At 57.6% G+C, this 22,723-nt stretch carries 27 protein-coding genes, 1 tRNA gene and 2 pseudogenes; 25 read left to right on the plus strand and 5 right to left on the minus strand.

Translation table 11 applies throughout. The features are described from left to right. Positions 1-79: 79 nt before the first annotated feature. Both JFV26_RS03390 and JFV26_RS03395 read left to right on the plus strand, forming a co-directional pair. A pseudogene (locus JFV26_RS03390) lies at positions 80-3,824 on the plus strand (bifunctional diguanylate cyclase/phosphodiesterase). 15 nt (positions 3,825-3,839) lie between these two features. Next, positions 3,840-3,916: transfer RNA gene (locus JFV26_RS03395), tRNA-Ile, on the plus strand. Between the two features lie 51 nt (positions 3,917-3,967). On the opposite strand, the gene JFV26_RS03400 is transcribed toward JFV26_RS03395, so the two are convergent. Both JFV26_RS03400 and JFV26_RS03405 read right to left on the minus strand, forming a co-directional pair. After that, positions 3,968-5,029: a phage integrase gene (locus JFV26_RS03400; protein ID WP_201189728.1), complete on the minus strand. Its 1,062-nt coding sequence runs from the start codon at positions 5,027-5,029 to the stop codon at positions 3,968-3,970. Between the two features lie 3 nt (positions 5,030-5,032). After that, positions 5,033-5,269 (minus strand): helix-turn-helix domain-containing protein, encoded by a 237-nt coding sequence (locus tag JFV26_RS03405; protein WP_201189730.1) that lies wholly within the window; start codon positions 5,267-5,269, stop codon positions 5,033-5,035. Between the two features lie 56 nt (positions 5,270-5,325). Here JFV26_RS03405 and JFV26_RS03410 point away from each other — a divergent pair, with 56 nt between their 5' ends. The 9 genes from JFV26_RS03410 (at position 5,326) to JFV26_RS03445 (ending at position 11,078) form a co-directional block, all read left to right on the plus strand. Continuing rightward, positions 5,326-5,595 (plus strand): hypothetical protein, encoded by a 270-nt coding sequence (locus JFV26_RS03410; protein ID WP_242487729.1) that lies wholly within the window; start codon positions 5,326-5,328, stop codon positions 5,593-5,595. Positions 5,596-5,606: 11 nt separating this feature from the next. After that, positions 5,607-6,512 carry a toprim domain-containing protein gene (locus JFV26_RS33295; protein WP_242487730.1) on the plus strand — a complete coding sequence of 302 codons (906 nt, stop codon included), beginning with the start codon at positions 5,607-5,609 and terminating at the stop codon, positions 6,510-6,512. A gap of 19 nt (positions 6,513-6,531) precedes the next feature. Then, positions 6,532-8,385: a hypothetical protein gene (locus JFV26_RS03415; RefSeq protein ID WP_242487731.1), complete on the plus strand. Its 1,854-nt coding sequence runs from the start codon at positions 6,532-6,534 to the stop codon at positions 8,383-8,385. Positions 8,386-8,752: 367 nt separating this feature from the next. Further along, positions 8,753-9,046: a hypothetical protein gene (locus JFV26_RS03420; RefSeq protein ID WP_201189732.1), complete on the plus strand. Its 294-nt coding sequence runs from the start codon at positions 8,753-8,755 to the stop codon at positions 9,044-9,046. Between the two features lie 12 nt (positions 9,047-9,058). Next, entirely contained in the window at positions 9,059-9,310 is a 252-nt protein-coding gene (locus tag JFV26_RS03425; protein ID WP_201189734.1) for a hypothetical protein, read from the plus strand. A gap of 62 nt (positions 9,311-9,372) precedes the next feature. After that, complete coding sequence (locus JFV26_RS03430; RefSeq protein WP_201189735.1) at positions 9,373-9,651, plus strand: hypothetical protein; 279 nt, start codon at positions 9,373-9,375, stop codon at positions 9,649-9,651. Beyond that, entirely contained in the window at positions 9,644-10,078 is a 435-nt protein-coding gene (locus tag JFV26_RS03435) for a DUF2528 family protein (protein ID WP_201189737.1), read from the plus strand. The genes JFV26_RS03430 and JFV26_RS03435 overlap by 8 nt, the downstream gene beginning before the upstream one ends. After that, complete coding sequence (locus tag JFV26_RS03440; RefSeq protein ID WP_201189739.1) at positions 10,071-10,337, plus strand: Arc family DNA-binding protein; 267 nt, start codon at positions 10,071-10,073, stop codon at positions 10,335-10,337. The genes JFV26_RS03435 and JFV26_RS03440 overlap by 8 nt, the downstream gene beginning before the upstream one ends. 528 nt (positions 10,338-10,865) lie before the next feature. Next, positions 10,866-11,078, plus strand: a complete 213-nt coding sequence (locus JFV26_RS03445; protein ID WP_201190688.1) for a hypothetical protein — start codon at positions 10,866-10,868, stop codon at positions 11,076-11,078. Here the strand turns inward: JFV26_RS03445 and JFV26_RS03450 are convergent. The 3 genes from JFV26_RS03450 to JFV26_RS03455 all read right to left on the minus strand — a co-directional run bounded on the left by JFV26_RS03450 (position 11,051) and on the right by JFV26_RS03455 (position 14,209). Then, positions 11,051-11,308 (minus strand): ogr/Delta-like zinc finger family protein, encoded by a 258-nt coding sequence (locus tag JFV26_RS03450; protein ID WP_201189741.1) that lies wholly within the window; start codon positions 11,306-11,308, stop codon positions 11,051-11,053. The genes JFV26_RS03445 and JFV26_RS03450 overlap by 28 nt on opposite strands. 77 nt (positions 11,309-11,385) lie before the next feature. Beyond that, positions 11,386-12,252, minus strand: a complete 867-nt coding sequence (locus JFV26_RS33300) for a phage portal protein (RefSeq protein ID WP_342215426.1) — start codon at positions 12,250-12,252, stop codon at positions 11,386-11,388. After that, the gene (locus JFV26_RS03455; RefSeq protein ID WP_201189743.1) at positions 12,164-14,209 is read right to left on the minus strand and encodes a terminase large subunit domain-containing protein; all 2,046 of its coding nucleotides are present in this window, start codon (positions 14,207-14,209) and stop codon (positions 12,164-12,166) included. The genes JFV26_RS33300 and JFV26_RS03455 overlap by 89 nt, the downstream gene beginning before the upstream one ends. Positions 14,210-14,371: 162 nt before the next feature. Here JFV26_RS03455 and JFV26_RS03460 point away from each other — a divergent pair, with 162 nt between their 5' ends. The 14 genes and pseudogenes from JFV26_RS03460 to JFV26_RS34675 all read left to right on the plus strand — a co-directional run bounded on the left by JFV26_RS03460 (position 14,372) and on the right by JFV26_RS34675 (position 22,722). Further along, a complete protein-coding gene (locus JFV26_RS03460) occupies positions 14,372-15,298 on the plus strand; it encodes a GPO family capsid scaffolding protein (protein WP_201189745.1) in 927 nt (308 codons plus the stop codon). Then, on the plus strand, positions 15,299-16,318 hold the full coding sequence (locus JFV26_RS03465; RefSeq protein ID WP_201189747.1) for a phage major capsid protein, P2 family: 1,020 nt from the start codon (positions 15,299-15,301) through the stop codon (positions 16,316-16,318). Further along, positions 16,318-17,034 (plus strand): phage terminase small subunit, encoded by a 717-nt coding sequence (gene gpM / locus JFV26_RS03470; protein WP_201189749.1) that lies wholly within the window; start codon positions 16,318-16,320, stop codon positions 17,032-17,034. Before JFV26_RS03465 ends, gpM begins: the two co-directional genes overlap by 1 nt. A gap of 96 nt (positions 17,035-17,130) precedes the next feature. Further along, entirely contained in the window at positions 17,131-17,592 is a 462-nt protein-coding gene (locus JFV26_RS03475; protein ID WP_201189751.1) for a head completion/stabilization protein, read from the plus strand. Beyond that, positions 17,589-18,071: a hypothetical protein gene (locus JFV26_RS03480; RefSeq protein ID WP_201189753.1), complete on the plus strand. Its 483-nt coding sequence runs from the start codon at positions 17,589-17,591 to the stop codon at positions 18,069-18,071. Before JFV26_RS03475 ends, JFV26_RS03480 begins: the two co-directional genes overlap by 4 nt. Continuing rightward, positions 18,068-18,511, plus strand: coding sequence for a phage tail protein (locus tag JFV26_RS03485; protein ID WP_201189755.1), 444 nt, complete (start codon positions 18,068-18,070; stop codon positions 18,509-18,511). Before JFV26_RS03480 ends, JFV26_RS03485 begins: the two co-directional genes overlap by 4 nt. Beyond that, positions 18,501-19,181 (plus strand): phage virion morphogenesis protein, encoded by a 681-nt coding sequence (locus JFV26_RS03490; RefSeq protein WP_201189757.1) that lies wholly within the window; start codon positions 18,501-18,503, stop codon positions 19,179-19,181. The genes JFV26_RS03485 and JFV26_RS03490 overlap by 11 nt, the downstream gene beginning before the upstream one ends. Positions 19,182-19,192: 11 nt before the next feature. After that, positions 19,193-20,319 (plus strand): annotated as a pseudogene (locus JFV26_RS03495) (DUF2586 domain-containing protein). A 6-nt stretch (positions 20,320-20,325) separates the two neighbouring features. Then, the gene (locus JFV26_RS03500; RefSeq protein WP_179447828.1) at positions 20,326-20,775 is read left to right on the plus strand and encodes a phage protein; all 450 of its coding nucleotides are present in this window, start codon (positions 20,326-20,328) and stop codon (positions 20,773-20,775) included. A 208-nt stretch (positions 20,776-20,983) separates the two neighbouring features. After that, positions 20,984-21,313 carry a hypothetical protein gene (locus JFV26_RS03505; protein WP_242487733.1) on the plus strand — a complete coding sequence of 110 codons (330 nt, stop codon included), beginning with the start codon at positions 20,984-20,986 and terminating at the stop codon, positions 21,311-21,313. Next, positions 21,310-21,777: a lysozyme gene (locus JFV26_RS03510; protein WP_201189759.1), complete on the plus strand. Its 468-nt coding sequence runs from the start codon at positions 21,310-21,312 to the stop codon at positions 21,775-21,777. Before JFV26_RS03505 ends, JFV26_RS03510 begins: the two co-directional genes overlap by 4 nt. Then, the gene (locus JFV26_RS03515; RefSeq protein ID WP_201189761.1) at positions 21,777-22,232 is read left to right on the plus strand and encodes a lysis system i-spanin subunit Rz; all 456 of its coding nucleotides are present in this window, start codon (positions 21,777-21,779) and stop codon (positions 22,230-22,232) included. Before JFV26_RS03510 ends, JFV26_RS03515 begins: the two co-directional genes overlap by 1 nt. A 38-nt stretch (positions 22,233-22,270) precedes the next feature. After that, positions 22,271-22,558 carry a putative phage tail assembly chaperone gene (locus tag JFV26_RS03520; protein WP_201189763.1) on the plus strand — a complete coding sequence of 96 codons (288 nt, stop codon included), beginning with the start codon at positions 22,271-22,273 and terminating at the stop codon, positions 22,556-22,558. 20 nt (positions 22,559-22,578) lie between these two features. Continuing rightward, positions 22,579-22,722, plus strand: a complete 144-nt coding sequence (locus JFV26_RS34675; RefSeq protein WP_446739899.1) for a DUF6890 family protein — start codon at positions 22,579-22,581, stop codon at positions 22,720-22,722. Position 22,723: the final 1 nt, after the last annotated feature.

Consider the following 22,723-nt stretch of genomic DNA (forward strand, 5'->3'; position numbering starts at 1 on the left):
AGATTAAATCCCCGCACTGCCCCCGCCGAATTGCCCGTCTACACTCGAAACATTCCCCCCGAGCCATAACGAGACCGTTATGCCCAGACTGCCGACCGTGCTTTTTTGCTGTCGCTGATGACCTGGACCGCAACGGCTGGCGCGCTGACTCTAACCGACGAAGAACGTAGCTGGCTGGCGGCTCACCCGGACCTGCGTCTGGGCGTGGACGCGTCCTGGCCACCGTTTGAGTTCCGCGACGAACAGAACCGTTATCAGGGTCTGGCAGCGGACTACATCAACGTGATCCGCCAACGCCTGGACATCAAGCTCACGCCCATCGAACCCGTCAGTTGGACGGTCGTCCTGGAGCAGGTCAAAGCGGGCAAGCTGGACCTGCTGCCGGGCATCATGTCGACACCCGAACGCCAGACTTACCTGGCGTTCACCCGCCCCTACCTGGACTTTCCGATTGTGATCCTCGCCCATGTCGGCGGCGCCCAGCCGCGCAAAATCGAGGACCTGTATGGCCTGAAAATCGCTGTGGTGGAAAACTACGCGCCCCATGAGCTGCTACGCACCCACCATCCGGACCTGAACCTGGTGCCGATGCCCAACGTCAGTTCAGCGTTGCAGGCGCTAGCGACCGATGAAGTGGACGCCGTGGTCGGCGATCTGGCCTCCAGTGTCTGGAGCCTGCGTCAGCTCAAACTCGACGGGCTTTATGTCAGCGGCGAGACGCCCTATCGCTATCAGTTGGCAATGGCAGTGCCGCCGAAGAACAAAATGCTCGTCGGCATTATCGATAAAGTTCTGGCGGACATGAGCCCGAGCGAAGTCAGCGCCATCCAGGAGCATTGGGTCGGTAACGTGCTCGATCATCGGACCTTCTGGTCGGACCTGCTTGTGTACGGCCTGCCAGGTTTGCTGTTACTGATCATCGTGCTGGCGGTGGTCATCCGGATCAACCGTCGATTGAGCTCGGAAATAGCCCGACGGATTGACCTGGAACAGGAACTGCGCAGCAGCGAATACCACTATCGCGGGCTGGTAGAGAGTCTGTCGGCCATTGCCTGGGAAGCGCGGATCAGCGATTTCACCTACAGCTACGTGTCGCCCCACGCTGAAGACTTGCTGGGCTATCCCCTGCCCCATTGGCTGATCCCGGGTTCTGGCGCAACATCATCCACCCGGCGGATCTGACCCGCGCGCAAAACTTCTGCGATCACGAAGTGCTGGCCGGTCGCGATCACAGCGTCGATTACCGGGTGATCACTGCCGATGGTCGCTGCTTGTGGGTGCGCGACATTGTCAGCCTGATCGAACACGGCCACGAACCGGTGCTGCGCGGGCTGATGATCGACATCAGCGAAGCCAAGCGCACCGAAGAGGCGCTGCGCCTCTCGGAACAGAAATTCGCCTCGGTGTTCGAGCAATGCCCGGACATTCTGGTGATCGCACGGCTTTCCGATGGTTGCCTGCTGGAGGTCAACGAGGCGTTCGAAGAGCAGATCGGCCTTAAAGCCGTAGACGTCATCGGCCAAACCGCCACCGAGCTGAACATCTGGGGCATTCCGGGCGTGGGGCCGGGACTGTTACAGCGGTTGCAGGCCGGCAGTATCCGCAACCTGGAGATGCCCTTTCGCCGCAATAATGGCCAGGTGTTCACCGGCCTGATTTCCGCCGAACCCTTCGATCTAGATACAACACCTGCGCTGGTGGTGGTGGTGCGGGACATCAGCCAGCTCAAGGAAACCCAGCAACAGCTGCAAACCTCCGAAGAGAAGTTCGCCAAAGCCTTCCATGCCTCCCCTGATGGCTTGCTGCTGTCTCGCCAGAGCGACGGCCTGCTGCTGGAGGTCAACGAAGGGTTCAGCCGTATTACCGGCTTCAACAGCGCGATGTCGTTGGATCGCTCGGCGCTGGACCTGGGTATTTGGGTCAATCTGAACGAACGCAAACAGATGCTCGACCTACTGAACCGGGATGGCTTCGTCCGGGATTTCACCTGCCACATCCGCCGCAACGACGGGCAGATCCGCCTCTGCGAGGTGTCCAGCCGCCCGCTGCCGATCGGCGATGAAGACTGCATGCTGACCATCGCCCGGGACATCACCGAACGGCACCTGATGCAGGAAAAACTGCAACAGGCCGCCACCGTGTTCGAAAGCACCGCCGAAGGCGTACTGATCACCGACACCCAACAGCATATCAGTGCGGTTAACCGCGCGTTTACCGAAATCACCGGCTACAGCGAGAGCGAAGCACTGGGCCACACCCCTCGCCTGCTCGCCTCGGGCCTGCATGACAGCGCGTTCTATGCGGCCATGTGGCATCAGTTGACCGATGAAGGTCATTGGCAAGGCGAGATTTCCAACCGACGCAAGAATGGCGAGCTCTACCCGAGCTGGCTGACCATCAGCGCCGTGCGCAACCGCGACAAGTTCATTACTCACTTTGTCGCGGTGTTCGCCGACATCTCCAGCCTCAAGCACGCCCAGGCCAAACTCGATTACCAGGCCCACCACGATCCGCTCACCGGCCTGCCAAACCGCACGCTGTTCGAAAGCCGATTGCTGACGGCGCTCAACAACCAGCAGGAAAACGGCGGACAGGGTGCTGTGTTGTTCCTCGACCTGGACCGCTTCAAGCACATCAATGACAGCCTCGGCCACCCGGTCGGCGACCTGCTGCTCAAAGGCATCGCCGTGCGTCTCAAGGAGCAACTCAGGGACATCGACACCGTGGCGCGCCTCGGCGGTGACGAGTTCATCATCCTGCTGCCCGGCCTGCAGCAAGCCAGCGACGCCGACCACATCGCCACCAAACTGCTCAACTGCTTCGCCGCACCGTTCCAGGCCGGCGAGCACGAGTTCTTCATCAGCGCCAGCATCGGCACCAGCCTGTACCCCAAGGACGGTTGCGACGTCGCCACGCTGGTGAAGAACGCCGACGCAGCGATGTATCGCTCCAAGGCCAAGGGCCGCAACCGGGTCGAAAGCTACACCCGCGACCTCACTGCCCAGGCCAGCGAACGGGTTGCGCTGGAACACGAATTGCGCCGCGCCATCGAGCGCAATGAGCTGCACCTCTACTACCAACCGAAGATCAGCCTCGACGACCATCGACTGGTCGGCGCCGAAGCGCTCATTCGCTGGCGTCACCCAACCTTCGGCGACGTACCTCCCGAGCACTTCATTCCCCTGGCCGAAGAAAACGGCATGATCCTGCAGATCGGCGATTGGGTCCTCGAAACAGCGTGCCGACAGATGTTCGAGTGGAGTCAACTCTACGAAAGCCCAGGCCCGCTGTCGGTCAACCTCGCCGGCGCGCAACTGCGCCAGCCAAATTTGCTCGGGCGCATCGAGCAACTGCTCAAGGACAACCGGCTCAAACCCGGTTTTCTGCAACTGGAAATTACCGAAAACTTCATCATGAGCCAGGCCGAAGAGGCGTTGTCGGTGCTGCACCAACTCAAACGCCTGGGTGTCCAACTGGCGATCGACGACTTCGGCACCGGCTATTCATCCCTGAGCTACCTCAAGCGCTTGCCGCTGGACATCCTCAAGATCGACCAGTCCTTTGTCCGCGGCCTGCCTGACGATCCCCACGATGCGGCGATTGTGCGCGCCATCATCGCGCTCGGCCGCAGCATGCAATTCACCATCATCGCCGAGGGTGTCGAAACCCAGGCACAGCAAGAATTCCTCGCCTTTGAGGGCTGCGAACAGATCCAGGGCTACATCGTCAGCCTGCCATTACCGCCGGAAGAATTCGCTGCAACGTTTCTTCGAGTTACCGTATCGGATTTTTCGGATAGCACAGCCGAGAAACCGTCGCTATAATCCGCGGCCTACTGAGGGCCTATAGCTCAGTTGGTTAGAGCAGGGGACTCATAATCCCTTGGTCGTAGGTTCGAGTCCTACTGGGCCCACCATACTCAAAGCCGCGCACTGCGCGGCTTTCGTACATCTGGCGGTTATGAATTTTAGGGCTCGGAGACTTTCAAAACAGAGGAAGTGTCCAATAAGTGTCCAACCCGCTTTGCCAAAGGGTTCAGATTGACCACCTCGGCCAGGTGCCCAGGACTGAAGTGGGCGTACTTCTGAGTCATAGCCAGGGAGGAATGACCTAACACTTTTTGCAAGGTGATGATGTCTCCCCCGTTCATCATGTAATGACTTGCGAAGGTGTGACGTAACACGTGAGTGAGCTGCCCTGCCGGCAGATCCAACGCCGCTGCATCCACAGCACGCCTGAATGTTTCGTAGCAGGGCGTAAATGGGAGTGCCTTTTGCAGGCGCTTTTCCAGCTCCTTGGAGATCGGAACAGTTCGGTTCTTGCTCGACTTGGTTTTGCTGTAGTGAATACGCTGTTGTCGCACCTGGCGTAACTGTAAGCCCTCCGCCTCACCCCATCGCGCCCCGGTTGATAAACAAACCTCAGCGACCAGTAGCGCGTCGTCGTCCAAGGCCCGCAGGCAATCCAGCAGTAGATCCATCTGGTCATTGACCAAGTAGGCCATTTCCGTTTCGTCAAACCGCAGCCCACGAACATTGGCGAGCGGATTAGGCTCGCGCCACTCCTCTAGCCGCTCCAGCTCGTTGAACACAGCCCGTAGATAGGCCAGCTCATGATTGAGCATATTCGCGCTTGTAGGCTTACCTGGCTTGCCTTCCTTCGTATAACGGGAGTGCTTACCCTCGGCACGCTCGGCACGATACTGGGCAAAGTGAGAGGCGTTGAAGTGGGATGCTTTCGGGTTCCCCATCCGTTCAGCCATTGACAGCAGAAGGTCTTTGCGTTGTTCACCAGTTTTGAGGGTCTGGCCATGCAATGTGTGCCAGCGCTCGATCAGATCGGAAAGCCTGCGTGAATCCGCCTTAACCTTCTTTTCGAACTCCCCTTTCACCCCCTCACCCAGGATTCGACGCTCGAAATAAAGCGCCTCTCCCTTTGTGCGGAAAACCTTACGAATACGCCCACCCTCACTGCCCTCCGGACGGCAGTCGACCTTGTAGCGGCCATCCGCTAACAGTTTGATAGACATGGGTTATTCCGGGCTAATCTGACCAGACTCCGGCGCTACGTCACCGGTGACCAACCATAGGGCGTATTTCTTGAAACGTGGGTGATTAGCAATTTTCAAAAGTGCTGGGGCTCCGACCTCAATAAATCCTGCCTCGTATTTCCTGAATGTACTTTCACTGAAGCCCAGGGCCGCGCAGAACTCTTTCTGCGTCAATCGCTCAGCTTTTCGAATCAATTTGAATTTCGCGGCAAAGTCCATCAAACCCTCTTGACTTGTTCCTTACAAGGAATGAATATGTTCCCCGCAAGGAACATATGTCCCATATTTCCCATAGGGTATCCATCGAGGGTAGCAGAATGAAGATCTGTATAGACACGCCATACGTAACCGTCGCCGAGTTTGTTCGGCGCTCCGGACAGTCCGACTCAGCAATTCGAAAAGCAGTAGATCAGGGAATCTACCTTGCTCTCCCGCCGCCGCCAGGTTCGAAAGCAATCATGATCAATATGGTGCACCTCGCCATGGAGGCTGCTGAGCAAGCTGAACGAGTTCGTGGTGGAAAAACCGAAGCCGGTGACGAGTAAGGGGCCGGCATATGCAATTCGAAGACATCTACCGTCTGGAAGTGATCGACGCCCTGGAAAAGGATCTCGATCTAGACTTCAAAGACATCAAAGGCCCCAAGTACCTGCAGCAAGGTATTTGCCCGGGATGCGGCGAGCGAACGCTGTACATCGCTCGTAAGCAGCCGTATCAGCTCAAGTGCAACCGCCTCAATCAATGCCAGTTCGAAGAGAAAACCCGCGAACGCTACAGCTACCTGTTCGAAAACCTCAGTGAGCGATTCCCCAAGACCGAGCTAAATCCAAACGCCACGGCCGATGCCTACCTGCAGCGCAACCGAGGCTTTGATATCAGCAAGATGAAAGGCTGGTACGAACAGGGCCGCCGCAAAATGGACGATGGTCAATGGGCCGATACCGTCCGTTTTCCGCTCTGTGATGGCTACTGGGAACGGATCATCGACGCAACCATGGTCGCAGCCAACAAGGGCGACAAGGCTGGCATCAAGTACAAAATGAGCTACAAGTCCGGCGGCTGGATGCCACCCGCTATGGCTATCGAAGCAGGCGATAGCGTGTACATCGTCGAGGGTATCTTTCACGCCGTTGCTTTGTACCTGGCTGGCTACAAGGTGATTGCATCTATCTCGGCCAACAACTTCCCTTGGGATGTGATCGAAGCCAACAAGGGCAAGAAGGTGCGCTGGATCATCGCCTTGGACGATGACAAAGCTGGCCACCTGATGATTCCCAAGTATCGCCGCCAGTTACACACCATGGATGAGGTCGCTTGGGTAGCCCTGTCTGGACCCGATCGTGATTGGGACGACGTGTACCGCGACGGCCAACTGGACGACGCGTTCATGCAGGAAGCCAGCCACCTGGGCCGACTGTTCGTTGCCCCTAACCCGGCCAAAAAGCCTTCTTGCTTCATTTGAAAAGACCCCTGAGTTTTTCTTGCTGGAGTTTGGCAACCGCTTATTTACCGCAAAGGTGAACTCCGATGAGTTGAACAAGGAGGCCAACAAGGACAAGGACCAGGAAGGTGGAGGCGTACCGAAAACCCGGGAAGAACTGTTCGACAAGTATTGCGATATACGGCAGGTGGCCAACTGTGTCCCGCACTTCGAATACATCCAACGTGATGCGCTCAGTGGCGATCAGCAGTTTTTCTTCCAGTTCAACTTCCCGAACCCGGCTCAGAACTGCAAAGAGCCACTGGCACCCAACTCCATCGGTGACCCCCGCAGCTTTTCAAAATCCCTTCTGGAGCGCACGCCGGGTGGCAACTTCGAAGGGGGAGAAAAGGTGTTGGCCATGTTACGCAGCAAGTGGCTGGAAAACGCCCTGACGGTTCGCGCTCTGCCGTTTGTGGGTTATGACGCGACCAGCAAGACCTATTGCTATCAAACGTTCGGTTATCACAAAGGCCGCGAGTACATGGCCAACAGTCACGGCTATTTGGAAGTCGGGAAAACCGGGCTGAAAACATCACTCAGCAGCCTGGCCCTGACACGCGGGCCGGACTTTGATCCTCACTGGTTTTCAGACTTCGTTGAAGTCAACAGCCTGAATGGCTTGGCGGCCCTGTCATGGTGGACGGCGACCCTGTTCACCCAACAGATCCGTAGCAAACAAGAGTCGTGGCTTTTTTTAGAGCTGACAGGGGATGCCGGTGCTGGCAAGTCCAGTTTGCTGCGATTCCTCTGGCGCCTGTTCGGCCGGGCCAATTACGAGGGTATGAAACCTAACGCCACCGGGGCCAGCGCCATCGGTTTGACCCGGGCCTTGTCGCAGGTCAGCAACCTCCCGGTAGTTCTGATCGAGTCAGACAGCACAATTGTCGACGCCCAAGGCCGTGAGACCACCAGTCAATACAACTGGGAAGACTGGAAAATGCTCTATGACCATAACGCCAACATCCGCACCGTGGGCGTCAAGTCATCGAGCAATGACACCGACAGCCTGATCTTTCTTGCCGCCCTTTGCATATCTCAAAACGCCAGCGTGAAAGGCTCTGAGGCCATCCTGACGCGAATTGCCCACATGCATTGCACACGTGCAGGGCATACACCGGCTCGCAAGGTCATAGCCACTCGTTTGAACGCCCTCCCGGTCGAAGAACTTGCAGGCTATTTGCGCCGGTGCCTGGAGCAAGAAGCGAGCTGGCTGGAACATTACTTTGCAGCCTTCGCCGAGTACGAGGCAAAGCTACAAATGAACCAAGCCATTCAGCATCAGCGGATCGTGCAATGCCATGCGCAACTGATGGCGGCCGCCAAGGCCACTCAGGCGCTGTTCCCCGAATGGAGTGACCAACTCCTGGATCAACTCTTTAAGCACGTAGAGAACCGCGCCATTGATCGGCAGCAACGTGTCAGCAGCGAGGACCCAACGGCCGCCAGGTTCTGGCAGATCTATCACTACCTGAATGAAAAGGTGATCACGATCACTGACCAGGACGGGGTTCGGGAGGTCACTCAGGAGACGCTGAATCACAGCTCCGATCGCACCCTGATTGCAATCAACATCGAGCACTTCCACAACGCTTGTCGGCTCGCTGGCCAGGAAGTCATCCACGCCACCCAACTTCAACGTGCACTGCCGAAAAGCAGCTCACACACCTACGTTGAGACTCGCAAAGTTCGGTCGGTGATTGAGAAGCGCCCGCTCAACTGCTGGATCTTCCGCAAGGGGGGAAAGAGTGATGAACGTCGGAGAGATGAAAGTCCGTGTGAAGGCCGGTACAGGGCGTTTTGCTGGAATGCGCGTGTTGCCAACAATATGCCGGAACATCCGGAACATTATTAATATCTATAAAAATATCTATATAAAACATATAGATAAACAACATACCACCATCACTACTAGCCGGAACACGCTGGAACACACCGGAACATTCTTTACGGCTCTGTTCCAGAAATGTTCCGGCAACCCAGTTTTCCGGAACATCGCTACAGGCCTTGTAATTCAAGGTCTCCAGTCAATCAGAGAAAAAAGCTGTTCCGGTATGTTCCGGCTCCAGGGACACAACCGTAGAACCGCCAAAACCCAAGCCGGCCGGGGCTTACAGCCAGCCTCATTTTTATTGTTCCGGATGTTCCGGCGAACTCGTGGGCACACACATCTTTTTAGCGCAGACGCCTGACCGTCATTCCCACCAAGAAGGAGAAACACCATGCAAGTACAAATCATCAGCGGCGAGCGCTGCACAGGCAAAACTACCAAATTGAAGGCCATCCAAACCGACTTAAAAAACCACGGCATACAGGTGCCAATTTTCGTAGGTGAGAGCTGCACCACGCCGTTCTTTCTTAACCAGATCGCCAGCCAGGCCATGGCAGGCGCCAAGCACTTCCTGGCCGACGACTGCACCCAGTTTCAGATCAAGGCAGTCATGGAACTGAGGGCTCAGGGCTTGCACTCCGGCATTCCCTCTGACTTCGTCCTGCACCTGGTACGCCAAGCCTGAGAGGGGACACCCATGATCATTCGCTACAGCTCTAACGCCCTAGCCGGCCAACTGCTATTGCCAGGCAGTTACGTAGACATGTGTACACCCGAAGACTTGGCCGAATTGGCAGCCTCCGCACACTGGCAGGACCACCCCGAAGACACACCAACCCTCATCACCGTTGTGCATATGCAGGACGTTGACGGTCAGGACTTGGGGTTATTTGAAGTGCGCTGTGAACAGCGCCCGGTGTTCACGGCCAGTCAGTTGCGACAGGCCTGAAAGAGACGGTGTCGAGGAGTTCGCACCTCCCCGACACCAACCACTACAAGAGGAGCAACACCATGCAAGCACAGCACCCAAGCAGCAGCAAACACAAGGCTATCACACCACCAGGACAAGTCAGCAGCACCTTTAAACCCTCTCGCCGGTTGCTGGCCACTGCCGTGATCGGCGCAGCCCTGATCAGTTACCTGGTGCACAAAACACCAGACGCTCGCCAGCGTCTTGAAACCCTGGCCGACATTGCCCAAATCCTGGGCGATTTGTCCGAGCCCGATGCCGCTGTGGTCGCCCAGTTACTCGCGAAGCCCGCAACCTTTACGGAGTCCCAACATGTCTGAACAAGCCAATGTAAAACGCTACAAGGTCAAAGAGGTTTGGAAAGACTACGAAGTAACTCTTGAAGTCGATCACAACATACTGACTGTTGAGCGGGCCACCATGATCAACGGGTTTTGGTCTGACTATAAATACCGGATGTCTTCTGAGAATGGTGACGTAGTAAGGGCCGTGGTTCGATACTTCGGCCAAACCATGATCAATATGATGCTTAGTGAAGGTGGATCTTCTTTCAGTGAGAACACTGGAAAGCGGAGCCTTTTCGACTGCCCCGCCCCGATTTGGACCAAGGATTTGCACGACGAAGAAGGCTGGGGAGGAAGCGTTGAAGGTAGCCCATATGGATGGTGCGGTATTTGCGTAATAGCAGCAGATGTCGAGTGCCCTGCTTTTGATGATGTCGAGCTAGCGGAGGTGACCAATGGCTAACTCTCATCATCAGGATAAGTTTGTAATTCGGTTGCCAGATGGATTACGTCCATCTATTAGCGCCCAAGCAAAAACCAATCACCGAAGTATGAACAATGAAATCGTTCATAGACTTGAACGCTCGCTAGACCTTGAAATCCTTTATGACAACCAAGTTAAGTTAAATGCGCTTTTGCTACGACACATCGAAAAACTTCAAAATCCACTCATAACTGTCGGACCAATAGAAATCAGACAATCACTTGAAGAGGGACAATAATGTTTATCGACGGCAGAATGATCGCTATCAGCGATGAAGAGTATGAGAGCACACGTCTACAATTAGACTTACCCTCTGATTTTGTCCTGATAGAAGCAACGAGTTTCCTCCACCACGACACCGGGAACGGCCACGTAACAATCCCGCTCCCCAAGGATTATATTGTAGCCGCATTTGAAGGTCGAAACGGTCGCAGACTCTACGGAGTGGTTTTAATTAAAGACCTGAGCAGAGTACAAGCTTCGGCTTAGCTGCCAGAAAAACAATCTTACAATAAATACTCGGGGCGCGCAGGCGCCCTTTTTTATTCCCCCCACCTACCAGTGCCTTGCAGTTCACTCAATTAAAAAATGCAATAGGATATTTCCGTAATTTATTCATGGATCGTCTAAAGCGATAAAAACAGAACAAAAAAATATGTTTCACTGTTTTGAATGTACTTGACAACCCCCTAAAAAATAACTTGACCCGACAATTTTAAAACCAATAAGCTCTGCCAAGTCGAGCCAAAAAAACATGGAGTTGCAAATGAAAAGCACCGAAGCCCTTACCGAACTAATCGATGATATAGAGAAACTCGGCCACAAATTTTTTCTTATGATAAATATAGCAACATCGGAGCAGATTTTATCCGAACGGGCTCGCAGGGGTTTTTTAGAGTACGGGATAGAAACAATTCAGAACTTCAATGACATTGAAGTGAGACTCAAAAGCTATCGCAAAAACTGTGCGCCGAGTTGATCAAACAGATCCCGTTGTTCGGCCCTCGGCATTTCTCGCAGTCGGTCGAACAATAGGCGATCAACCATTTTTGCCGAAGGGCTTAGTGTGTGGTCAAAGGCTAAAGTGGCGACCCAAGTGTGGCCACAACTCACATCTAAACACTGGCAGTATAGCGTTACAAAGTCGGGCGAATGTGCCTTGCTGTCACGAACCCGCCCCTTATGCCCGCATTTACATGTAACCCGCATATCTCCCTCCCCAGGGTTCCTTATGAGGCACTATTCTGCCACAAGATGTAGTGCCTTTGCCCGTCATGGTCACCACATCATGTGGTTATCACCACCTTTTCCGGCTCTCGCCATGCAAACCGCCGATCCTCTCGCAACGTGTCGTTGAGCTGGTTAAACAGCTGACAGATCGGATGTATCTCGTTGCTGGTGTAGACCCGGTCGATCTTTTCAATATCGCCAAAACCGGCGCTGTTCTCCGGGATGATTCCCGCCAGCGCGGGGTTCATGCGCCAGGCCGCAATCACGTCGTTACGGGTGATGTTCTTCACTTTCTCCAGCTCGTCCTTGGCTTGAAAGTCTCCCACGGGAATGATCTGAATCGCCTTCTCGCTGCCGTTCGGGATGTTGACGAACATCGAGCGGAAGTTACCCACCCCCTTACTGGCACTTATTTGGGTGCGCAGTTCGTCTTCGTCTTCCTCGGTCAAGTTCGCGTCATTGGTATAGAAGATGTACCCCGCGTGGGCACCGTTGCTGTAGTAACGCCGGCGGAACAGGGTCGCGGCCTCGTTGAGCAATAGCGCCTGCAGGCCGCCCAGGTAGTCGGGGACGCCATAGATGTTTTGTTCCACGTCGTAGTTCAATACGTGCTCAATCTCGTCCTCGTCGAACTCCACTTCCTTTCCGTCCTGCAGCAGCATCACAAACCCGCCGTCTACCTTTACCCGCATGTTGATTGAGGGAAGGTGTTCCATCTCCAGGATCTGCCCGAACAGGTTCGGTTTGCGAAAGAAATACGCCTCACCAAACACCATGAAGTCCAGGGCTGCACGGCTCATGGTCGCGGTGGTGCAGCCTACTGATGGTATGAGCTCACGCAACAGCAGGTTGCGTTTGAAGCCTGGAATGGCGCCGTGATGAGCGTTGGCGCGCAGCAGCTTGGCCAGGCCCTGACGGGACACCGGCGGCGTGTAGATCCGGCCGTCGTGGCTGGCAAACACGCCCAGGTACTGCCCGATATTTTCCGTCAGCACTTGCTCCGGCGCCCCGAAGGAAAACGCCCTCATGGCTTGCCGCTCGGGTTGTTTGGGTTGCTGCTTTCTTTTTCGCTGTGGCATGGCTACCTGATCCGCTGAGGGTGTAACGGCTGCGCCGCTGTTTGTTGGTGTTGAGGGGTTCGTTGGTCAGCGCGTGCATGACCGCCCAGGCAACGTCGGCGTGACCTGTGGCGTCGGTACGGGACGCGCTGTAGGTGATCTGGCCGCTGGCCGTAGCGCCGCGCTTGATCGTCAGGAACGCCTGGGCGATATCGTTCCAACCGGCGTCCCATTCGATGCGGCTACCCTGGATCGTGTCCTGGGCCTTGAGTACCAGGGCGTTTTTCGTTTCCAGGCTGTAGTGGATCGAGGTCGCCCGTGGATAGAAGTCGCGCACCAGATCGAACACGCCATAGCCCACACCGGTGGTATCAATACCGATGTGTTGCACGTTGAAGCGCTCAGTCAGCTTTTTGACCTGGGCGGCCTGGTAGGTGAACGAGTGCCCGCGCCAGCTGTGCTTTTCCAGAATCCGGAACTTGGCGCCAGGCTCCAGCGGCGGCGCGACCACCACACAGGTGGCGTCGTCGCGTGTCCGGCTTGGGTCATAGCCTAACCACACCGGGCTGTTGCCATAGGGCCTGTCGTCGTCAGGGTTGAAGTCAGTCCACAGATCCAGGTCGGAATAGCAGCGCTCCAGGTCCGCCAGGCTGAACACGCTTTGCGTACTGTCGATGAACTTGCAATGGAACAGCTGCTGGAACTTGTCTTCGTCGTACTCCAGCTGCAGCTGTTCCAGGTCGAACAAATCACAGCCACCGGCAATGGCATCGGTGATGGTGATCACCTTGCGCCACTGGCCGTCCGGACAGAGCGCACCGGCCGCGATCTGCTTCTCACTGGGCCATGGAGCCTTCGCGGCCTTGCGCTTGCTGTTGCGGAACGTCTCGCCGGTCCAGAACGGATAGGCCTGGTGGGTGACAGCACTGGGCGTTGAAAAGTAGGTCTTGCGCCACTTTTTGTGGGTGCCCATGGCGCTGGCAACGGTGCTCAGTTTTTCGAAGTCACGTATCCAGAAATATTCGTCGATATAGACGTGACCATGGTGCCCCTGGGCCGTGCTGCTGTTGGTACTGAGAAAGCGCAGCTCGGCGCCGTTGCTCAGGACGATAGGGTTGCCTGTCAGCTCAAGGCCAAACCACTGCTGGGCAAACTGGATGATGTAGCTGCGGAAAATCTCGGACTGCGATCGGCTGGCAGATAGGAACATCTGGTTGTCACCGGTCAGCACAGCATCCATGAAGGCTTCGCCGGCGAAGTAGTACGTCAGCCCCACCTGGCGACTTTTGAGGATGTTCCGGATGCGACGGGTCAGCGGGTTCTGTTTGGCCTCAAACAACTCCTTTTGATAGCCGTACATCTTGCTGATGAACTTATCCAGGAAGTCGACTTCGGTCAGGCCTGAAACGTCGTTCTTGACCTTCTTTTCCCGTTTCTTACCGCCTTTGTCGCCTCGGTTGCGGCGCTCTCCACGTTGGTCCTGGCGCGGTTCCTGGTGGTCCGTTGGCATATCCGCCGCCGGCGCCGGCACCGGTTTAACCGACTGTTTCAACAGCCGATCGCGGACAGTGGTTAGGCGGTCGAGTTCGTCCAGGTCGCCCTTGGACAGCGTGGTGGTTTTCTCCAGGATCAGGGTGATCCGCCGGCTGACTGCCGTCAGCGGTTCTTCATCCGACAGCATCTCGTCCCAGCCGCCTTTGGCGATCCAGTAATAGATGATGCGGATGTTGGGCAGCTTGAGGTGTGCCTGTATTTCACGCGGCTTGCAGCGGCGCAAATAGAGGCGTTTGGCAGTTTCGCGGAGTTCGGGGGCGTATGGCATGGCCGCAGTCTATGCGGCGAAAACACCCGAAACGCGGGGTTAAAATCGGCGTTCGGCGTAGAACGTAAATCTACGAACAGAGCGGAAGCAAAGCGTTTGTTTGAGGGGCATACGCTCCCTATCGTGGCGACTCAAATCACCGATTGAGCGCAGTTAACGCCCATGCCCCGTTCCCTTGTTTCGTTCTGGAAACGTGTCGCCACCAGCGGCATGACCGCCGATGGTCGCGAGATCCTGGCCCAGGACCTGCGCGATATCGCGGAGACCTACAAAGCGTCTTTCTATACCGCGGTTATCTGGTGTGACCACGAACGCTGGCCGGGCTCACACGGCACCGTATATGCCGTGCGCTTGGTCGAGGAAGGCGACGATCTGCAGCCTGGCGAATTGGCCCTGGAAGCCCAACTGAAGCCCAACGACCAGTTGCTGTACCTGAATGATCGCGGCCAGAAGCTGTTTTCCAGCATCGAAATCACCCCGAACTTTCGGGGCACCGGTAAAGCGTATCTGACCGGACTGGGCGTCACCGACGAACCCGCTAGCGTCGGCACCCAGGAACTGTACTTTTCGAACCGCTCCAACAAGACCGCCTATTACGCCGCCTCGGTAGCTATCGGCTCGTTCCGTGACACCCAGTCCCAGGGTGATATCGGCCGGCTCGCTGCCATGTTTGCGGGCTTGTTCAAGCGCTTCGGTCTCGAAGACTCCCCAGCAACCCCGCAAACCCCAACAGAGAGCAAACCCCCAATGGATGAAGCTACAGCCAAAGCGCTGGCGGCACTGGTCGAACAGTTGTTGCTCGTCACAGCCGGCATTCAAACCCTGATCGAGCCAGCGACTACCGACGTTGAGCTGGAGCAGGAACCCATCGACAACGTAGAGGATTCCGTTCAGGACATTCTCGACACAGCTGAGAAAGAAGGTGCGTTTTCCCGTCGCCGCAAGACCGGGTCCAGCACCACCACGGCGCTGGAAAAAGCGGTGGCGGCCCTGGACAAGAAATTCTCTGCACTGCTGGACGCACCAAAGGGCCGGGTGATTCCGCGCACCACTGGCGCGAGTCACAGCCAAAAGCGGAGAGTCGTGTAAATGGGCTCTCTTAGCAGTCACGCTCAGGAACAGTTCGCCCTCCTGCAGGACGACATGGCCGAGTCGTACAACGTCCAGGATGCATCTCGCCAGTTCGCTGTCGAGCCGAGCATTGCCCAGGAACTGAACGACAAAATCACCGAGAAATCCGACTTTCTCAGTCGCATCAACGTGGTGCCGGTCAGCGAAATCAAAGGCCAAAAGGTGATGATCGGCGTAACTGGCCCCGTGTCCAGCCGCACCAACACCAAGACCACCGATCGCGAAGCCAAAGACTTTAGCGACCTGACCGGTCTGGACTATGAGCTGTTCCACACCGAATCCGACGTGGGCCTGTCGTTCGCCAAAATCGACAGCTGGGCCAAGTTCCCAGACTTTGCCGATCGCTACAGCGCGGCGGTGCAACGTCAGATCGCTCTGGATCGCATCATGATCGGCTGGCATGGCACCCACGCGGCACCACAGACCGACATCACCGCAAACCCAATGCTGCAGGACGTGAACAAGGGCTGGTTGCAAATTGCCCGTGATCAGATCCCGGCGCAGGTTCTCAAGGAAGGCAAAACCGCCGGCAAGATCACCCTCGGCGCCGGCGGCGACTACGCCAACCTTGACGCCCTGGTGCACGACGTCAAGCAGATGATTGATCCGGTGTTTCGTGATGCCGGCGACCTGATCGCCATCATCGGTAGCGACCTGCTGGCCAGCGACAAGGGCAAGCTGTACGCCAAGCAAGGCGACACCCCGACCGAGAAAGAGCGCATCGAAGGTGCCCAGGTGATCGCAACTTATGGCGGCCTGCCGTCCTTCGTGATCCCGCACTTTCCAGCCACCGGCGTGGTGGTCACCAGTTGGGACAACCTGTCGCTGTACTTCCAGGACAGCAGCTGGCGCCGTCACCTGATCGAGAACCCGAAGCGCTCCCGCGTCGAGGATTACAACGGCCGCAATGAAGGCTACGTGATCGAGCAACTGGAGAAATTCGCGGCAATCGAAGCCGGCAACCTGGAGCTGATCTGATGAGCATCGCCTTAGCCCACAAGCGGCGTGTTCTCGCACAAGGCCCAACGGCTGAGGCGACAGTCACGCACTACAGCTCCACCACCGCCCTGTCCAGCCCTGCGAATGCCCAAAAGCATTTGAAGCTGATGGAAGCCGCACTGGCCCAGGACCTGGAACGCCTGAGCGGTATCAAGAGCCTGGACACCCGTCAGCAGCTCAAGCGGGACGAGCTGCTGCCCAAGTACATGGACTATGTAGAGCGCTACCGCGATTCAGGACTGAACCACCCGAACCCGGTGTTAACCCAGGTCGTGGTCTGGCTGTTCGATACCGTCCAGTTCGAACTTGGCCTGGAAGTGGCGCAATTCGCCATGGCTCAAGACCAGCAGATGCCGCCGCGCTTCAAACGGCGCGACGTGCAGACCTTCGTCGCAGACGCGGTGATCGACTGGGCCGAAGCTGAATACAAAGCCAAGCGCAGCCCCGAGCCCTACGTCAGTGACCTGCTGCCCTTCGTGGATGGCGAGTGGGACCTGTTCGAAGGCATCACAGCGCGCTACCACAAGATGATTGGGCTTCAGGCCATCGACGTCCAGGACTGGGCCAAGGCCATCAATCACTTTGAACGCGCCGTGGAGCTGTACCCGGAAATCGGCGTAGGGACGCGCCTGAACAGTGCCCGCAAGGCCCTGGAAAAACAGCAAAAAGAACAGGCCGATCAGGCCACCGAATAACCGACTACTCCCCTGCGGGGAACTGTGGAAGTGAGTCGACCATTTATGGCCCGCCCCACTGCAAACAGTCTCCCCGCCCTATTCGAGTGCCCAGCAATGAGCTTTTCAGGTCGCCCCACCACCTTTGTGGAACGCCAGATTGAGAACGACGGCTTTTGGCCGGACCTCTCTCTGTCTGAATTCCAGAAGGAATATCGCCTGCCGGCGGAGTACCTGGTGGAGTTGCTGAGCGCTGACATAACCCTGGCCATGATTGAGGTCAATCGTGATCTGGCCAAGTGCAAAGCCAAGTGGCAGGCCGCTGGCATCACCAACGTAGAGAACGCAGATTCGACGCTGCTGCCTGAGCGTGCCTTCAAGGTGACGCTGTACAAACGCGCCGTGTATGGCCGCACCAAGGCCAATTCGCTGCCCCAGTTCGCCACCGTCACCCGCAGGGAAAGTGCTGAAAACACCGGCAAGGAAGCCCCAGAGCGCCGCGAAACCTTTCTGGAGTTCAGCCAGCAAGCCGTCCGCGCCTTGCAAGGCCGTGGCCGCATTACGGCGGTGTTGCTATGAGCAAGCCCGTGAAAATCGCGTACCTAGAAATCTCTCCACGGATGACGGGGAAAACCACTCGCCTTTGCGCGCTAGCCAATGACCTTTCCGCCAATGGGCAGACCGTCATTTACGTCTGTATCCCCAACCTGGCACCGGGCCTACGCAAAAACATGCCCAGAGTCACCGTTTTGGAGGACGGCCAACCGGTGCCTGACGGTGTCGACGTGGCAAAAGCCATCTGGCTTTACGACGAGTTCGACCGCCTGACCTCAACGGTCATTCGTGAAGGCGCCCATTACGCAACGACCGCCGCTCGTCTTCGGCAAGCAGGGGCGCCGGCTCCCGGTGACATCCTCATGGCCTTGATAAAGGCTAATGGCAATCGCCATGAACGTCACTTACTGCCCGCTTTCCTGTGGGAGTTCATCTGCGATCACCGCCCAACCATGTCTGCCGAACAATTCCGCATGAACATGCTTGGGGAGTTCCTGTCGTGATCAAGCTCCGCGCCCTCACCACGTACCTGGTCGAACGCCGCCTGGTCGAATCTGAGCAGCTCGACAGCTGGACCAACCAAGTCAATCTGCAACTGATCTGGAAACCCGATGTCGGCGGCTTGCGCATGGGTGATATGCGCTACAGCGCCACGATCGCCCTGGAGCGTTTCGCCGATCACCCGGGGCGCCTCATGGCGCTGGTGGGTAGCTGGCTTGAAACCAATGACCAGGACCGCGACGAACTCCCGGCACCGCAATTCGATATCGCCATGCTCGACAACGATCTGGCCGACGTAGATATCACCCTGGAATTCAACGAGCCGCAGTACCTGGCCGAAGATCCAGACGGTGAGATCGAGGCGTTCGGCAAGACCTGGGCGTTCGTGCCGTTCGATCTGTGGACCGCTGAACATGGCGAGGTGACCAGCAGTGGCCGCTAGTCCGCTCGACCTCGATGTCAGGGGACTGCTCAACGTCGACGCCCAACTGGCGTTGCTTGAACTTTCGCCCCAGTTACGCCGGCGACTGCTGAATAACGTCACCAAGCGCGTTCGGACCATGAGCCGCAAGCGGGTGCGCGAGCAGACAAACGTCGACGGCTCGCCATTCGCCCCGCGTAAGACACCGGTCAAGGGCAAAAAGAAGATGGAAGCCGGCCTGGCCAAGCTGCTGCAGGTCACCCGCGTCAGTTCGGATGAAGCGGAGCTGGGCTGGAAAAACGCCCTGACCCGCTGGGTTGCCTCCCAACAGCACAACGGCGTCAGCGAGCGGCGTACCGCTGCACAGATGAGGCGCTGGAACAAAGTCCCGCCGGGTATCGCCTGCACCGACAAACAAGCCAAGCGCCTGCGCCGGCTGGGATTCCGCACCCGGCAGAAGGGCAAAAAGAGTCTGACCAGGCCGTCAGTCGCGTGGATTCAAGAACACGTGAACTACGCCAAAGCCGGTTTGCTGATCCGTATTTTGAACGACGAACGAATCGAGTCCGCAGGCGCGCAAAGCTGGGACATCCCCCTGCCAAAACGTCAGTTCCTCGGCGTAGAGACCGGTAACGAAACCCGCGAGCTGGTTAACCAGGTCTTTCAACAAATCCTTAATTCACCCCGCTAACGAGGCACAACATGGCACTTGGCAAAGTCAGCGTTAACAATCTCAATCTGGGCCAAGGCGCCGTCACTGAGATCGAACGCTATTTCCTGTTCATTGGTCCTGGTCCGAAAACCAGCCCAAAAAACATCGGCAAACTGATCCCGCTCAACACTGACAGCGATCTGGATGCCGCCCTGGGCGTTGGTGCCAGTGACCTGAAAACCCAGATCACTGCAGCACGCTTGAACGGCGGTGACCGGTGGGCGTGTCTGGCGGCGCCGATCCTCGCCGATAGTGACTGGCGCACGGCGCTGGAGGCCTGCCAGCAACAGGGCTTCTCCGTCGAGGCGGCAGTTATCACCCAGCCCGTGACCAAAGGCGACGAGCTGGCCGCCATGCACGACGCGGCCATTTCGGTAAACAACGTCTACGGGCGCCGCATCTTCGTCACGGCCGCAACCGCTGGCATTACGCAGCTGCAATCCTGGTCGGAATATCTGGTGGAGCAGAAGGCAATCACCGACGGCCTGGCCGCTCCCCGAGTGCTGGTGGTTCCGCAGCTCCACGGCAATGACCTGGGCGTGTTGGCCGGTCGCCTGGCAAACGCTGCCGTGAGCATCGCAGACAGCCCCATGCGTGTGGCCACCGGTGCCGTCCTGGGCCTGGGCAGCGTGCCGGTGGACAAGGACAGTATCCCGCTGCCGTCCTCGATCCGCGCCGAACTGGATAAAGCGCGCTTTTCCGTCTCGCAGACCTACCCCGACTACCGGGCGTGTACTGGGGCGACGGCAACATGCTGGACACCCCCGCGAGCGACTACCAGGTAATCGAATACCTGCGCCTGGCGGACAAAGCTGCACGCCTGGTACGTCCCCTGCTGATCCGCCGTGTGGCCGATCGCCGCTTGAACAGCACCCCCAACAGCATGGCCGTGAACGTCAACGCGCTGATGGCCCCGCTGCGTCAGATGGCCAAGTCGGTGAAGTTCGCCGGCCAGGTGTTCCCGGGCGAGATCGAATCGCCGAAAGACGGCGACATCGTGCTGACCTGGAAGAGCAAAACCGCCGTCGAGGCGTACATAAAGCTCAAGCCCCACAACTGCCCGAAAGACCTCACGGCGAACATCGCCCTGGACCTTTCCAACGACGATTCGGAGTAACCCCCCATGTCACGTATTGGCGGCAAGAACTTTGACGTGAACCTGGGTGATCTGCAGGTACACGTTGAAAACTGCACCCTGGACATCACCGACAACAGCAAAACCGCACAGACCCGGGGCGTACCTGACGGCTACGTCGACGGCGACGTGGCGGCCGCTGGCGACCTGGAGCTGGACTCCACCAACTTCAATCTGTTGATCGAAGCGGCCCGCAGCGCCGGCAGCTTTCGCAAGCTGGAAGCCTTCGACGTTGTGTTCTTTGCCAAGGCTGGCGACGAGGAACTGCGCATTGAGGCCTTCGGCTGCAAATTGAAGGTCTCCAGCCTTCTGGCCATCGACCCCAAGGGCGGCGAGAAGACCAAGCACAAGGTGCCGTTTGAAGTCACCAGTCCGGACTTTATCCGTATCAACGGCGTGCCGTACCTGGATGCCTCTGAGATTGAGGGCATTAGCTGATGGGCGATTGGCTTGACGACGCCAAGGCGATCGAAGAGCAGGAGCGCGAGCGGTCGATTCAGGCCCTGCGCGCCCGCCCACGCCCCTCGGGGCCGAGCCGCAGCCATTGCCTTGACTGTGATAGCGCGATCCCAGCAATGCGACAGGCCCACGGCGGGATTGTCCGCTGTACACCGTGCGAGACCACTTTCGAGAAAGGAAACCGCCGATGACCAACAGTCTACGGCCAAACCGCAGTGACGCACGTTCAGAGTCCGGCCGTCTGGCCGGCTTGGAGCAAAGCATGGCAGTCATACAACACCGCCTGACCCACATGGAAAACCGGCATGAGTCGGTGCCGATCCGGGTCACCAAACTGGAACAACAGTTTGAACACATGTCTGGCCAGCTGTCGGAACTCAACAAGGGCCAACAGAAGCTGACCAGTGTGGTATCCGGCATAGGCAACAAGATCACCTGGGCGCTTGCCGTCGCCAGCACGCTGTGGGCCATTTTGCAGATGTTCGGCCCGGTGCTATTGCGGGTGCTGCTGCCATGAATCTGCGCCAGAAGATCGCCATCGGCGCACTGACTGGCAGCCTGGGCATGACCGGCGCCCTGGTGACCTGGTTTGAAGGTCGCTCCCTGGTCGCCTACGCGGACCCGGTGGGCATCCCGACCATCTGCGACGGCATCACCCTGGGCGTGTCCCTGGGCAACGTGGCCACGCCTGCCCAGTGCGACAAGTTGCTGGAACGGGAACTGAGTATCGCCCTGGCGGCGGTGGATCGACAGGTACGCGTCCCGTTACCCGAAACCCGCCGCGCCGCCCTTGGTTCCTTTGTTTACAACATCGGGGAAAGCCAGTTCGCCCGCTCCACGCTGCTGCGCAAGTTGAATGCCGGCAACGCCCTGGGCGCCTGTGCCGAGCTGAGCCGCTGGATCTATGCCGGCGGCAAACGCCTGGCCGGTCTGGTCAAGCGCCGAGCGGCCGAGCGCGAATTATGCGAGGTGGGTTTGTGATGCTGCGTGACGCCTTGTTTCCGGTGTTGGTGTGTCTGGTTGCCTGGATCGGTTTCGACATCCTGGTTGGCCAACGCGACATCGCCCGTGCAGAGCGCGACAGCGCCCAGCTTGAAGTGAACGGCCTACGTGAAGCGGCCCGCATCAGCGGCCAGATGTTGGCCGACCGTGACGCTATCGACCTTCAACGCACCCAGGAACTGAACCATGACCTCACCAAAAACCGTGGCTTGCGCCGCGATGTTGACGACGGCGTTAAGCGGTTGCCAGTCAAAGCCACCTGCAGCGCCCCCACCTCCGTCAAGGCCAGCGCCGGCGGCCTGGCTGATGCTGGACCCGCCGAACTCGCAGCAGACGCTCGATCGGATTATTTCACCCTCAGAGATCAGCTTGCCCTCAGTAAGCAAATGATCCTGGGCCTTCAAGACCATGTGCGCCGGATTTGCCTGCGCTGAATCACCCCACTTTCAACCCATGAACGGAGCAACACCCCATGACCGATAAACGCGATATCACCCTGGAAGTAGGCGAAAAGGAATTCACCTTTGAGCTGACCCCGCAGGACGTCACCAAGTACTTCAACGCCGTGAACCAGAACAACAAAGTGGCGCCGGCGAACAACCTGTTGGTGAGCACCGTTAAGCAAGAAGAGCGCGCCACCCTCAAGTCTTTGTTGGGCAATCCGGTGTTGGTCATGCAACTGGCCGGTGCACTCCTGGAAGAGTACGGCCCGGACGTTGAAATCACCGTAAAAAAGCCCTCGACCACGCCGAACGACTGACGGAAAACGGACTTGGCCAACTGGTAGCCCTGGCCAATCGCTGGCTACCAGGTGCAGAGCCCACCTCCGAGGTGATGGGCACGGCCAAGTGGCTGGAGGACGAACACTGGCGACGGATGGAAATCGCCATTGCTAACGGCATCGCCCACGCACTGAACGGATAAA

It is taken from the genome of Pseudomonas sp. TH31 (genome assembly GCF_016650815.1).
Lineage (GTDB): Bacteria > Pseudomonadota > Gammaproteobacteria > Pseudomonadales > Pseudomonadaceae > Aquipseudomonas.